This is a genomic window from Pyrococcus horikoshii OT3 (assembly GCF_000011105.1).
GTDB classification, from domain to species: domain Archaea; phylum Methanobacteriota_B; class Thermococci; order Thermococcales; family Thermococcaceae; genus Pyrococcus; species Pyrococcus horikoshii.
The window spans coordinates 1,359,575-1,371,720 of record NC_000961.1; the positions used below are offsets into that span (position 1 = coordinate 1,359,575).

17 protein-coding genes are annotated in these 12,146 nt (G+C 42.2%); 6 read left to right on the top strand and 11 right to left on the bottom strand.

Features of this window, described 5'->3' with window-relative positions; all coding sequences use genetic code 11:
• The first annotated feature begins 45 nt into the window (after positions 1 to 45).
• Genes PH_RS07215 through PH_RS07225 form a run of 3 tightly spaced genes read left to right on the top strand, consistent with a single transcriptional unit; the run spans position 46 to position 2,749 of the window.
• Positions 46 to 1,212 carry a hypothetical protein gene (locus tag PH_RS07215; protein WP_010885604.1) on the top strand — a complete coding sequence of 389 codons (1,167 nt, stop codon included), beginning with the start codon at positions 46 to 48 and terminating at the stop codon, positions 1,210 to 1,212.
• The gene (rtcA, locus tag PH_RS07220; RefSeq protein WP_048053416.1) at positions 1,209 to 2,234 is read left to right on the top strand and encodes an RNA 3'-terminal phosphate cyclase; all 1,026 of its coding nucleotides are present in this window, start codon (positions 1,209 to 1,211) and stop codon (positions 2,232 to 2,234) included. Before PH_RS07215 ends, rtcA begins: the two co-directional genes overlap by 4 nt.
• 2 nt (positions 2,235 to 2,236) lie before the next feature.
• Entirely contained in the window at positions 2,237 to 2,749 is a 513-nt protein-coding gene (locus PH_RS07225; RefSeq protein WP_048053417.1) for a metallophosphoesterase, read from the top strand.
• Here the strand turns inward: PH_RS07225 and PH_RS07230 are convergent.
• From PH_RS07230 to PH_RS07245, 4 genes are all read right to left on the bottom strand, one after another.
• On the bottom strand, positions 2,746 to 4,008 hold the full coding sequence (locus tag PH_RS07230; RefSeq protein WP_010885607.1) for an ABC transporter permease: 1,263 nt from the start codon (positions 4,006 to 4,008) through the stop codon (positions 2,746 to 2,748). The two genes, PH_RS07225 and PH_RS07230, sit on opposite strands and share 4 nt — an antisense overlap.
• Positions 4,001 to 4,726: an ABC transporter ATP-binding protein gene (locus PH_RS07235; protein WP_048053418.1), complete on the bottom strand. Its 726-nt coding sequence runs from the start codon at positions 4,724 to 4,726 to the stop codon at positions 4,001 to 4,003. Before PH_RS07235 ends, PH_RS07230 begins: the two co-directional genes overlap by 8 nt.
• Positions 4,727 to 4,730: 4 nt before the next feature.
• Positions 4,731 to 5,057, bottom strand: coding sequence for a hypothetical protein (locus PH_RS07240; protein ID WP_048053419.1), 327 nt, complete (start codon positions 5,055 to 5,057; stop codon positions 4,731 to 4,733).
• A gap of 98 nt (positions 5,058 to 5,155) precedes the next feature.
• Positions 5,156 to 6,412 carry a TIGR00375 family protein gene (locus tag PH_RS07245; RefSeq protein WP_010885611.1) on the bottom strand — a complete coding sequence of 419 codons (1,257 nt, stop codon included), beginning with the start codon at positions 6,410 to 6,412 and terminating at the stop codon, positions 5,156 to 5,158.
• Positions 6,413 to 6,471: 59 nt separating this feature from the next.
• On the opposite strand from PH_RS07245, the gene PH_RS07250 reads away from it, so the two are divergent.
• The 3 genes from PH_RS07250 to PH_RS07260 are packed head-to-tail and all read left to right on the top strand — an operon-like array spanning position 6,472 to position 8,105.
• Entirely contained in the window at positions 6,472 to 6,900 is a 429-nt protein-coding gene (locus PH_RS07250) for an archease (RefSeq protein WP_010885612.1), read from the top strand.
• Between the two features lie 9 nt (positions 6,901 to 6,909).
• Positions 6,910 to 7,848, top strand: a complete 939-nt coding sequence (locus PH_RS07255) for a tRNA (cytosine(49)-C(5))-methyltransferase (protein ID WP_010885613.1) — start codon at positions 6,910 to 6,912, stop codon at positions 7,846 to 7,848.
• A 5-nt stretch (positions 7,849 to 7,853) separates the two neighbouring features.
• On the top strand, positions 7,854 to 8,105 hold the full coding sequence (locus tag PH_RS07260) for a hypothetical protein (RefSeq protein WP_048053420.1): 252 nt from the start codon (positions 7,854 to 7,856) through the stop codon (positions 8,103 to 8,105).
• On the opposite strand, the gene truD is transcribed toward PH_RS07260, so the two are convergent.
• From truD to PH_RS07290, 7 genes are read right to left on the bottom strand one after another with little or no spacing between them, the layout of a single operon-like run.
• The gene (gene truD / locus PH_RS07265) at positions 8,098 to 9,327 is read right to left on the bottom strand and encodes a tRNA pseudouridine(13) synthase TruD (RefSeq protein WP_010885615.1); all 1,230 of its coding nucleotides are present in this window, start codon (positions 9,325 to 9,327) and stop codon (positions 8,098 to 8,100) included. The genes PH_RS07260 and truD overlap by 8 nt on opposite strands.
• A gap of 10 nt (positions 9,328 to 9,337) precedes the next feature.
• The gene (gene pth2, locus PH_RS07270; RefSeq protein WP_048053421.1) at positions 9,338 to 9,694 is read right to left on the bottom strand and encodes a peptidyl-tRNA hydrolase Pth2; all 357 of its coding nucleotides are present in this window, start codon (positions 9,692 to 9,694) and stop codon (positions 9,338 to 9,340) included.
• A gap of 9 nt (positions 9,695 to 9,703) precedes the next feature.
• Positions 9,704 to 10,330, bottom strand: coding sequence for a universal stress protein (locus PH_RS07275; protein WP_010885617.1), 627 nt, complete (start codon positions 10,328 to 10,330; stop codon positions 9,704 to 9,706).
• On the bottom strand, positions 10,315 to 10,545 hold the full coding sequence (locus PH_RS10090) for a hypothetical protein (protein ID WP_010885618.1): 231 nt from the start codon (positions 10,543 to 10,545) through the stop codon (positions 10,315 to 10,317). Before PH_RS10090 ends, PH_RS07275 begins: the two co-directional genes overlap by 16 nt.
• Before the next feature lie 53 nt (positions 10,546 to 10,598).
• The gene (rpsG, locus tag PH_RS07280) at positions 10,599 to 11,246 is read right to left on the bottom strand and encodes a 30S ribosomal protein S7 (protein ID WP_048053422.1); all 648 of its coding nucleotides are present in this window, start codon (positions 11,244 to 11,246) and stop codon (positions 10,599 to 10,601) included.
• Between the two features lie 5 nt (positions 11,247 to 11,251).
• Entirely contained in the window at positions 11,252 to 11,695 is a 444-nt protein-coding gene (locus tag PH_RS07285; protein ID WP_048053423.1) for a 30S ribosomal protein S12, read from the bottom strand.
• Between the two features lie 10 nt (positions 11,696 to 11,705).
• Positions 11,706 to 12,143, bottom strand: a complete 438-nt coding sequence (locus tag PH_RS07290) for a NusA-like transcription termination signal-binding factor (protein WP_010885621.1) — start codon at positions 12,141 to 12,143, stop codon at positions 11,706 to 11,708.
• Positions 12,144 to 12,146: the final 3 nt, after the last annotated feature.

Sequence of the window (12,146 nt, forward strand, 5' to 3'; positions counted from 1 at the left end):
TTATTTTAAGGAGAAAGAGTTATTTCAAAGAATGGGAGACGAAATATGGAGGGGATAAGTAAGCCCATGGAAAGATACGATTCTGTAGTTTTTGCAGGAATGAAACAGGATGGAACAATAGAGTTTATCAAGGTCTATGCACTGAACGAGGATCTCGCGATAACGATCCTAGATCAATTCCTCAGGGAGAATAACCTTCATCCCTCAGACTTCGTTGTTATTCAAAGGGGATTAGAAGATATAAAAGGAAAAGATATTATCAGCACAAGGACCGAGGAAGATCTCTCTGCAATGCTCGCTAGACTCGGACTAAGACTTGTCTCAAACGGCGTCTTACATACGAGAGGAGCTGAGAAAATTTATCAGATAACTGCAATTTCTAAGTCTCTAATTGAGAGGCTCCAGGGAGAAGATAAAGATAAAGTATCAACGATAATAAAGGAAGAAATATCTATAGACTTTTCGAATTTAAAGTTACCGGAGAAGTACATGAAAAAGCTACTCCTGCTATCCCTCATGGAAGACACATTCATTCTCAATAGGGCCGAGTTGAACGTTCCAGAGGTAATTAAAAGAGCTGTAAAAGGAGTGGTATCGATCCCCAGATTAATTGAAAGGGATAACATAATAATAAAGGTCTTCGACGAGGAGCTACACACCGTCCAGGGATCATATTTAGATAGGGTGATAATAACACCACCTGTTGTTCATTGGGATGCTCATATTGACGAGCTCGATAGCTTCTCATTTCAAGAAGTTGAAGAGAACGTATATGAACCCCCACTATTCGTTAAAGCAATGAAAGGATTCTTAGTTCTTACCGAGCCTCCTAGGGACCTAGTAGTTATGCTATTGAAGCTGAAAAGAAGAGGAGAAGTTAAGGTTTCACTTAAGGGGAGACAAATAAGGATACCACTTAACTTTACATTAGTTGTAGACACTAAGTACCCTGAAAGGTACTCCGGATTGAAGTTCCCCATAAGGATAAACCTTCCTCCCTTCGACGATGAAACTTTTGCTCAGATGCTTTCAATGGTGCTTGGAACTAAAGTTCCCCAAGATCTCGTTGCAATGTTTCCGGAGGAGTATAAAACGTTCCTAGGGGTGGAGATACTTTCAAATCTATGGAAGAAGTTGAGAAAGAGGGGAAGAAAAAGCGAAATAGAGCTTTTAAAGGAAATGGCCACGATAGTCACCGGGGGTATTATATGATAACCATCGATGGAAGCTATGGGGAAGGAGGGGGTCAAATTCTTAGGACTTCAGTTGCACTTTCGACGATAACGGGCGAGCCTGTGAGAATAGTGAACATCAGGGCCAATAGGCCGAATCCTGGCCTAAGACCACAACATTTGCATGCTATATTAGCCCTTAAGCATCTTGCAAATGCTGAAGTTAAAGGTGCTCACGTTGGTTCAAGGGAGCTCGTGTTCATCCCAAAGAAACTTGAAGCAAAAGAGATAAGCATTGACATTGGGACTGCAGGTAGTATAACCCTAGTTCTCCAAGCCCTACTTCCTGCAATGGTATTCGCTAGGGAAAAGGTGAAATTTAGAATAACGGGAGGTACAGATGTATCTTGGAGTCCACCGGTTGACTACCTTAGCAATGTAACGCTTTTCGCGTTGGAAAAGATCGGAATACATGGAGAAATTAGGGTAATTAGGAGGGGACACTATCCAAAGGGTGGTGGGATAGTTGAGGGATACGTGGAACCATGGAATGAAAAGAGGGAGTTAGTGGCAAAGGAATATTCCAGGATAATAAAGATCGAGGGGATAAGTCATGCTACAAATTTACCTTCTCATGTAGCTGAAAGGCAAGCGAGGGCAGCAAAAGACGAACTATTGCAATTAAAAGTACCGATAGAGATAAGGACGGAGATTTCAAGGTCAATTGGTCCGGGAAGCGGAATAGTAGTATGGGCCGAGACAGATTGCCTAAGGCTGGGAGGGGATGCACTAGGGAAGAAAGGAAAACCCGCAGAGATTGTTGGAAAGGAGGCCGCTCAAGAACTATTAGATCAGCTAAAGCCAGGACATTGCGTAGACAAGTTCCTCGGTGATCAACTAATTCCTTTCCTAGCATTTTCGGGAGGTGTTATATGGGTTAGCGAAATTACAAATCATTTAAAAACAAATATCTGGGTTGTCGAAAGCTTCCTGGGAAGGATTTTTGATGTAGATGGAAATGTTGGAGAACCTGGAAAGATTAGAGTTATTAGGAGGGTGTGATTATGAAGGTCGGTATAATGAGCGATACCCATGACAATCTCTCGGCCATAAGATTGGCCGTTGAGTTCTTTAATAGAGAAGGCGTAAACCTCGTTCTTCATGCCGGTGACTTCGTGGCCCCATTTGTGGCCAAGGAGCTGTCAAACCTTAAGGCACCCCTTAAAGGTGTTTTTGGAAACAATGATGGAGAAAGAGAAGGTCTAAGAGAGAAACTTGGAATAAAAGATGATATACTAACGTTAAACCTTGATGGCCTTAAGGTTGTAATGCTCCATGGAACTGATGAGAGGGTTGTTGAAGCCTTCGCTAAAAGCCAGCTTTATGACATCGTGATAAGGGGGCACACCCATAAATATGGGATACAAGAAGTTGGAAGAACCATAGTAGTTAATCCTGGGGAGGTCTGTGGGTATTTAACGGGCATTAAGAGCGTTGCACTGCTAAATACAACAGAGAGAGAAGTTAGAATAATAAATTTGAAAACAGGAGAAATCCTTGGAATAATAAGCCTCTAACTCCTTCTTTTTAATTTTAGCCTTGCGGTTAGTAATTTTTCGCTTGAAAAGAGCCTTGCTGTTACGTAAAGGGTGAGCAGAGATATCAGGGTCAAGTATATTATGCTCCTGAGCATAACCTCATACTCCCCGAAAAGCATGGCCCTAGAGGCTATAACTGGATGGCTAAATGGAATCGCATAGAGAGTGTACCTAACTAGAGGAGGTATCGACTGAAGGTCAACTACCATGAATGCAAAGGTCGGGAAGAGCAACGGCATCATTACCATGCTAACTAAGGTATTGGCACTTTTCGTATCCTCAGCAAAAACTCCAAGGAGCATGGCCAAAGCTATTGCAAACACTATTGTAAGGAACATTATTATCGCGAAGAGAGCATAGGACCTTGGCTCGATCTTTATTCCTATCTCGCTGAGATTTATGTTCATCTCGGTAAAGCTCGAAAAGTACTTTCTCATTCCTATCATATAAGATATTGCAGCTATCAACCCCATTATCCCAGCCCCTATCATCTTCCCGGCAACTATTGACGTCCTGGAAACAGGCAAAGTTAGGAGGGTCTCTAGGGTTTTGTTCTCCTTTTCGCTTGCCACACTACTTGCAGCCATCTGAGAAACGAAGGTGAACATTATGAATACCACTATTGGAATTGAAAATGCCTGCGATGCTAAAATTCCTGAAACAATTGAGGGAGGTAAGTTCACAATTCTACCCTTAACTACCGAATATCCCTTAACTTCTATTGGATGAAGGACTGCCTCAGGATTCTCAAAGTTGTTTTTGATTTTTAACTTGGCCAACTCTTCGCCTATTATGTTGACAACGGCATTTATCCTTGACTCACTTATGCTCTCTTTCATTCCTAAGCTTAGCCCGGTGAAGATTCCATAAACATCGATAACGGCCTTTTCGTTCTCCTCTATGCTTTTTGAGAAGTTCCTTGGTATAACTACGAGAACATTATACTTCTTTTCCTGAGCTATCTTAAGAGCTTCTTCAATGCTCTCTGCCTCTATCGTAATCACCGTAACGTTGGGAGTTAACTTAAGCCCCTTTATTATAAGCTTAGCATATGCTCCCTCATCGAAGTTCGCTATTACAACGCTTGTCTCTTTCTTGGCCTCCTCCATTCCAATCTGTATCATCTGACCCAGGGCGGGATAAAGGATTAGGGGTACTATTATTATTCCCACTATTACCCCTCTATCCCTGAGCATGTCTCTAAGTTCCTTCATGAGGATAACCATGAAGTCAGACATTCTTAACAGCCTCCATAAAGACTTCTTCAAGATTTTCCGCCTTATGTTTCTCCTTAAGTTCGTGAGGAGAGCCAACTTCAACTATCTTACCCTTGTGAATTAGAGCAACCCTATCGCAGAGGTACTCGACTTCAAGCATATTGTGACTTGAGATGAGGAAGGTAACCCCCTCCTTCGAGAACTCTCTAATTATCCTCCTTATTTCAAAGGCGTTCATTATGTCAAGACCGCTCGTAGGTTCATCAAGAATTGCAAGTTTGGGCTTAACCATTAGAGCTCTGGCAAGGAGCAACCTCCTTACCATTCCCTTTGAGTAGGTAGAGATCTTATCCCTTAACCTATCTCCTAATCCACTGAGCTCGATCCCAAGCTTCAACATCTTTTCAGCTTTTCTTGAATCTTTAGCGTAGAGTTTAGCCATAAACTTTAGGTATTCCAAGCCTGTAAGCCTTTTATAAGCTCCTGCCTCTTCTGGGAGGTAACTTATAAGCTTCCTAACTTCATCTGCTTCCTTAACTACATCAAATCCAAAAACCTCTGCTTTTCCACCCGTTGGCCTCAAGAGGGTGGCCAGTATCTTAAGGGTAGTGCTCTTACCCGCACCGTTTGGGCCAATCAATCCAAATATCTCACCTTCCTCTATGGAAAAGGTAATTCCCCTGAGTGCTTTCACCTTTCCATAATCTTTCTCAAGGTTAACAACGTTAACCGCAACCAAGGTTTCACCTCCTTAATTTATAAACTACAAGACCCATGCTTCCCAATACGGCCCCCAGGAGAACTAAAGATGATAAACCCGAGTATCCCCCTATAATAGCTATTCCCACTCCAGTAGAGACCGCCATCCACCCGAGTTTCTCCTTACTACACTGGGCAAGCAACATCGATCCAAGTAATATAAGGCCGAGCTCTATCGACAAAATTATTGGATTTACCCCAGTACAAACCTCTCCACTTGGAACTACCATGCATGCTAGCCTTTCTATGGGGGGCTTTACGATACTCATAACCAACCCACTAAGGTATAGAATGATACCTAGCACTTTCATCTTAATCCTCCTCGTAAATGAACATGTCTCCAAACTCCCGCATGTAAAGTTTCCTTTATGTAGAGTAAACTTCATATTTAAAAGCTTTCCTAATTTAATTATTTTAAGAAATTAAGGATTGATGTTTGCTTAGGCTTTATGCTTTCCTCCCTAAGGTTTATGCTTAAAGACTCAAGATTTTCAATTTTAGCATTTTTCAGCTCATCGGGCAACTTTATTTCCCCGTACTTTCCCCCACCCCCAGGAATAATAATGAGCTTTCCATTCCTATATGCCCAAATTGCCTTGGCAACCTCTTCATGAACTTTAGCTAATTCCTCTATTGGAACGTCAACTAGAACCGCTATTTCACTACCAAACTCTCTAACGAATCTCTTCCAAATTCTCCTTACGGATTTACTCTCTATTCCCTTATTGATGGACATTCCTATTATCTCTGCTAATGGGGCAAGCCTAAGGTAAGGAGGTCTATCCTTAGGTCTTTCATTAGTATCGGCTAGCTCCAGGATCCTATCCCTAACACCTTTCTTTATTGTCCCTCCACATTTCGGGCACTTCCACCTTAACGCTATTGCATCCCTTAGGGAATATTTAGTGTAACATCTAGAGCATGCAGTTAAGTGATACTTACCCAATCTAGGATCTAAACCAGCGTTCAGAACGATCTTCCTTCCTCCCCTTCCAGATATAGCTTTCCTAATCTCATCAAAAGTTATATCCTCGACTTTAAATCTATTGAACTCCCTTCCAAGTCTGTGAGGGTGTGGAGAGTGAGCATCGGAATTGCTAAGGTAAGGAAGCTTGTGATGAGCCCTTATCATGTCGGCCATTTCTGAATCAGCAGATAACCCAAGCTCAAGAAAGTCGACTTTTGCATCTCCGTAAGCTTCCTTAAGCGAGTCATATTCCTTGTAGAGAGAAGTCCAAGGTGTGAAAGCGTGAGCGGGTCCTATTAAAATCCCCAAATCATTTGCAATCTCCGCTATCTCCTGGGCCGAGAGAGAAATGTGAGGCCTACCTTCAACTTCAAGATCCTGAGAATATTTAGTTAAGATCTCTCTAAGCTCATGAACTTGTTCAATGCTTGGGAATATTAGGAGATGATGAACCCTTCTATCATCCTCAACCTCGGCCGTAAGCAAAAATCTTACGCCCTTTATTTCGAAGGTTCCCTCATCAACTTTTTCACCATATTTTAGCAGCTCTTCTTCCCATTTTGGATTCAATATATCACCACTTCCGACGAGTCCAAGCCCCTTAAGCTTAGCGTTCTCGGCTATTATTGGAAATACCATAAGCTTGGAAACCGCTTTAGAGTAGTGAGAATGTATGTGCAGATCCCCATCCACAAACATGCTCTCTTTTAGGATAGTTGTTTTTAAAAGATCTCGCTTAAAGTTAGAGGGGTGAGATTATGAAAAAGTGGGAGCATTACGAGCACACGGCGGATATAGGAATAAGGGGTTACGGTGATTCCCTGGAAGAAGCCTTTGAGGCCGTGGCAATAGCTTTGTTCGACGTCATGGTCAACGTCAATAAAGTTGAAAAGAAGGAAGTTAGGGAGATTGAAGTTGAAGCTGAAGATTTGGAAGCACTATTATATAGCTTCCTTGAAGAGCTACTAGTAATTCACGACATCGAAGGGTTAGTTTTCAGGGATTTTGAGGTAAAGATAGAGAGGGTCAATGGAAAGTACAGGCTTAGAGCAAAAGCCTATGGGGAAAAGTTAGATCTTAAGAAACATGAACCAAAGGAAGAAGTTAAGGCCATAACATACCATGATATGAAAATAGAGAGGTTACCCAATGGAAAGTGGATGGCCCAGCTTGTTCCAGACATATGAGGTGGTTCGATGGATTATAAGGAGGAGCTAGCTAAGATAAATAGGAAGTTAGTAGAGAGGTACTCGAAGCTAGATGATAGTGAAGATTTCTGGGCCTATCTATATAAACCGCTGAGGCCAAGCATAAGGATAAACACCCTCAAAGGAAAATTAAATGAAATAAAAAAACTCCTAGAGGAAAAGTTTGAACTCGAGAGGATTCCATGGACGAAGGGAGAGGGATTCTACATAAACTCTTATAGCGTTAATTACGGGGAACTAATCGAATATTCCCTCGGCTTAATAATCCCCCAGGAAGCTAGCTCTATGATACCTCCAGTTGTTCTCGACCCAAAGCCAGGAGAGCTGATCCTTGACATGGCCGCGGCCCCAGGAAGTAAAACTACTCAAATCGCTCAATATATGGAAAATGATGGGTGCATAATTGCAAACGATGCAAAGAGAGATAGGGCAAACATCCTAATAGCGAACTTAACTAGGGCAGGAGTTTTGATAGCAAAGGTTACGGTAAGGGATGGTGCGCATTACGCTAAATATGAGGACACTTTTGACAGGATTCTCCTCGATGCCCCATGCTCTTCAGTGGGGATGATCAGAAAAAACTTTAAATTTGCAAAGACTTGGAGCCTCGGCAAAGTTTACTATCACTCAAGGCTACAGAAAAAGCTCATACTTGCAGCTTACAGGGCTTTAAAACCAGGGGGAGTACTAGTATATTCAACGTGCACCGTGGATCCTCTAGAAAATGAGGAAGTCGTCGATTATCTCCTTCAAAAAACAGATGCAAAGCTTAAAAAGATAAACCTACCGATAAAAAGTACAGAACCAGTTCTAGAATGGGAAGGGAGAAGATATTCGGAGGAACTTAAGAAAACGATCAGAATTCATCCCCAAGATAACGACACCGAGGCCTTTTATATAGCTAAGATCATTAAGCCGAAAAGGTGAATGCCATGCTAGTGAAAAAGAAGGGAGTATTTACGGAGGAAGATGCCCTTAAGGTCATCGAAATGGTAAGTAAGAAGATGGAAAAAGAGATAATAGTCATGGCCTATAAGGTTACAGATGCTGCGAAGAGGAGACTATGGGACTATCAAAGGGCTATTTCCTTAATGTCAGATTTAACAGGAGAGAAAAGGGAGATAAGGGTTGAGATCCTGGAGGGATACGTGAGCGATAAGGTGAAGGGAATAGAGCTCAAGTAGGTTTTATTATCTCCCTCAAAACGCTTGTAGCGTAAACCCCCTTCGGGAGGAAAAACTTAAACAAAACATCCCTTCCCTCAGTTTTGTATCTGAATCCCCTAGGTTTTATCAACAATTCCCTCCTCCCTCCAGGCTCCCTCATTGGCTTTGGCAACCTCTTAAAGTTCTCTAAGCTTACTCCAGCTTCCTCCAATATTTCATCCTCTAATCTTCCTGGGATCCCATGAGATCTCCTATAGGAATATCCAAATATTGGACCAGAAACCATTGCTTCTCCCTGCATTATTTTTTCATTGACAAAGTCTAAATTTGATTCTGTAACTCTATACGTCCTATCCCTTAGCGGAATCCCCTTCTTAACTTGAACAACTATATCCCCAGGAAGTGCCTCGTTTAGCGGAAATCCTTCTTCGATTCTCCTTGAGATGTAGAGGTTAAAGAGGTAAGACTGAAATGCGTGGATAAATATCCTGAGTATTGGCCTCGGGAGGGCTAAGAAGGATCTCTTCCAGCTCCCAGTTTCCCTGTATTTATAGAGCATTGCCCTCTCATATCTCAAAAACTTTGGAAACTCTTCTAAGGCTAGATCAACGTTCTTAGTTTCCAGGAATTTTTTCCTGGCTTCATCACCTTCCATCCCATTTCCAGGGTAACCCAGGAAGACCTCAGCTGCTTCTTCATATTTTCCCAGGAGGAGTAACTTGCCAACTATGTGATTAACGCTCCTCTTTTCTCCAAACCTTTGAATACCAAAATAATTGGGAAACCCTCCTTTTTCCTTGGCCTCCTTTAAAATGTTTGGCAAGAGCTCCGGAGTAGTATCTCTAACCCTTATCTTAAAAAAATTGCCTAAAAGGAGACCAAGCTTCAACGGCCTTCCATACCCTACGAACCTTAAGGTTACATCTTTAATTGCAACGTTTTCTAGGTCAACTTCCCTGCATATGCTTATGTATTGATAGGTGACAGCATGCCTATCCTTGGTTCCGGCGAAACCTATTTCAGAGTAGTGAATTCCAATCCTCTTCGCAATCTCCTTTATTGCGGCCATCGTTTCCCAGTTCTTCTTCTTAAGGAGATATATCCTGCACCTTCCTCCCCTAAAGATTGACTTTGGAATTACCTCCTTTACGATAAAATCTTCAGGATACACTTTTATTTTCCCACCTATCCCAGGAGATGATGTTAAATACCGAAGGTTCCTTAAAGGATCCTCTAGCATTTTAAATCTCCTAGAGCAACTTTAAGTTCCCTGTAACTTTATCAACGATCTCTTCAGGGGCGGGGCCAACTGCTAATACCGTCACGGTTCCTGGGGGTATCTCAGTCAATCCCGCATCCCTTATAAGAGCATTGGGAAGCCCAAGCTTCTCAGCCTCGGCCTTTAGTTTAAATAACTCTTCCTCGCTTTCAACTTTAACGACTACCTTTTTCTGGCCCTCCCTAAACCAGGCTTCAAACCATTCCCTTTTCTTTTTATAGGCTTCAAAAGCCGCGGTAACTGCTCCATGAGCCACCTGAGCGGCCAGCTTCCCCTTGCTCAGCTTTAGGTCAGCTCTAGCTACGATAACTTGCTTGTACTTAAACATTTTAATCACCTAATCGCATGGAATTAAGAGAGTTGGAAGCCTACAATCCCTGATCACCCTTTCAGCTGTGCTACCCAAGAGTAATTCCTTTAGAATGCTCTTACCCTTCTTCCCTATAACTACAAGGGTAGCGACATTATTAATTGCGGCCCCTATTATTCCCCTGGAGGCTATCCCGGCCTGTATCTCAACTTTAATTTTCCAGGGGAGAAGCTTACCGTACTCAGATAACGCCTTTTTAGCATTGTTTATATTAGCTTCCAGCTCCTCAACTTTTCCGTAATCAACAACGTGAAATAGGATAGCCTCTTTAACCTCTGGTAAGTTCCTAATATTTTTTATGATCTTTTCAGAACACTCTGAAAGATCCAGTGCAACAAGAGGTCTCTCAAATATGTTTGAGCATTCCTGAAGGGATTTAATCTTCCCATCTTCAACTTCGTACCTCAAGATCAACACGGGTTTACGAGTTATCCTGGCCAGATTTGAAGCTGTACTACCCAAGAGCATTTGCCTTAAGATGTTCTGCCCTTTGGATGGGATAACTATTAAGTTGACATTTTCCTCTTTTGCTACTTCGGATATCTCTAGCGATGGGATACCAATCCTAACTACTGTCTCTACATTAATCCCCATCTCTCGGATAAAATTAGTAACCTATCGAGATCCCTCTTATCAACTTCCATTAAGGCTGGGGCCTCTATGTTAACCATAGTTATATCAACGACATGAAGGAGGATTAACTTACTATCCTCTCCAAAAGTGGATACAATTTTTGGGATACATTCCAAGAGGGCTTTTTTAGATACTTCAGAAAAATCCGTAGGATAGAGTATCGTTACCATTTGCATCCCCGTATAGAATTGAAAAAGAGGGGTATATAAGAAGGTTATGAAAATCTAATTCAACGTGAGGATTCTGCAATCCTTTCAATTTCAAGTTTCTTGCTATAAGCGTAGCTCTTTGGATCCTTGTTTGCTGCTAGGATTATTTCCTCAGCTAAAGCCTCAGCGAAGCTCATCTTCGTCCTATAGCACTTAGCTGAAGCTCCAAGGGCAATGTTTCTCAATGCAACGTCAAGCCTCCTCAGTGGTGAGATATCAACTGCAACGTGATACCTTATACCACCGAACATTACGCTTGTTGTATCCTCTCTTGGAGCTGCATTCTCAATTGCCCACACTAAAACTTGAATCGGGTTCTTTCCAGTCCTCTTCTCGATTATCTTAAAAGCCTCCTTAACTACTTCATATGCCCTAACTTTCTTACTATTTAATGACCTGTGCTCCCTTCTCATGAAGTGTCCAGCAACCTTGTAGTGACTCCCACCACTCCTCATAACCTTATTTATTAGTCTCTCAACTATGTGAACGTTAGCTTTTCCAAAGTGCTTCTTCGCATGCCTTCCATGGGTGTGAGGCAAAAGCCTTGGCTCAAGGTTTATGTATGGTTTTAGGGAGGGATCCTTAACCTCAACATCTTCAGTGCTCCATCTTCCCATTACCTTGATCTCGTGAGGAATAAAGAACCTCTCCTGGAGTGGCTTGGCCACCTCCTTCACCTCCTTGGCTTCTCTTTTCTACCCTTGACAAGTTCTTTAAGGCTGACACGGTTGACCTTGACGACTTTGTACCTTATTCCTGGTATGTCACCCATCGAACCGCCCTTTGGACCACCTATTCCCTCGATGATAACTTCATCGTGCTCGTCTATGAAGTTTATTGCACCATCTCCAGGACAGAATGCCGTGACTACCTTACCATTCTTAATCAGTTGAACCCTAACGGCTTTTCTCATCCCTGAGTTGGGTTGCTTTGCTTCAACTGCTATCTTCTCGAGCACTATTCCCCTTGCCTGAGGAGCACCCTCTAAAGGATCGCTCTTCTCCTTAAGCCTGAGAACTCTCCTCTTGTAACGAATATCACTCCACCTGAACTTTTTCCTCTTAAGCTTTAACTTCCTTCCTGCAAATTCTCCATTTGGAGCTTTCTTACCTGGCATGAGCATCACCTTATACTATTATCACATCTTCAATCCCATGGTGCCTCTCCATTAGTTGCCTAACAATATTAATGTTATGCCCGCCCCTACCAATCGCCCTTGGCTTATCTCTTGGGTTGACATCCAAGAGTGCAACTTTTTTACCGTCTTTCTTTTCAGTTATGTGGACTCTTTTAACCTTTACGCCCATCGTTCTGTAGATATTCTTGATGAACTCTTCTGGATTTTCTGAATGTTCTATGAGATCTATTTCCTTCCCAAGTAAGCTCTCCACTCTTCTAACGTTTATCCCTCTCTTTCCTAATGCGAGACCCATTTCTCCCTTTTTAATTACATAGATAAGCCTGTTTCTCTCTTGGTCTATTAGGCAGTCAAGAACAGTCGCTCCCGTGAAGCTCTCGAAAAGTGCTATATACTTTATCTGATCCGTGTTCAGTTTTAACGGCATATT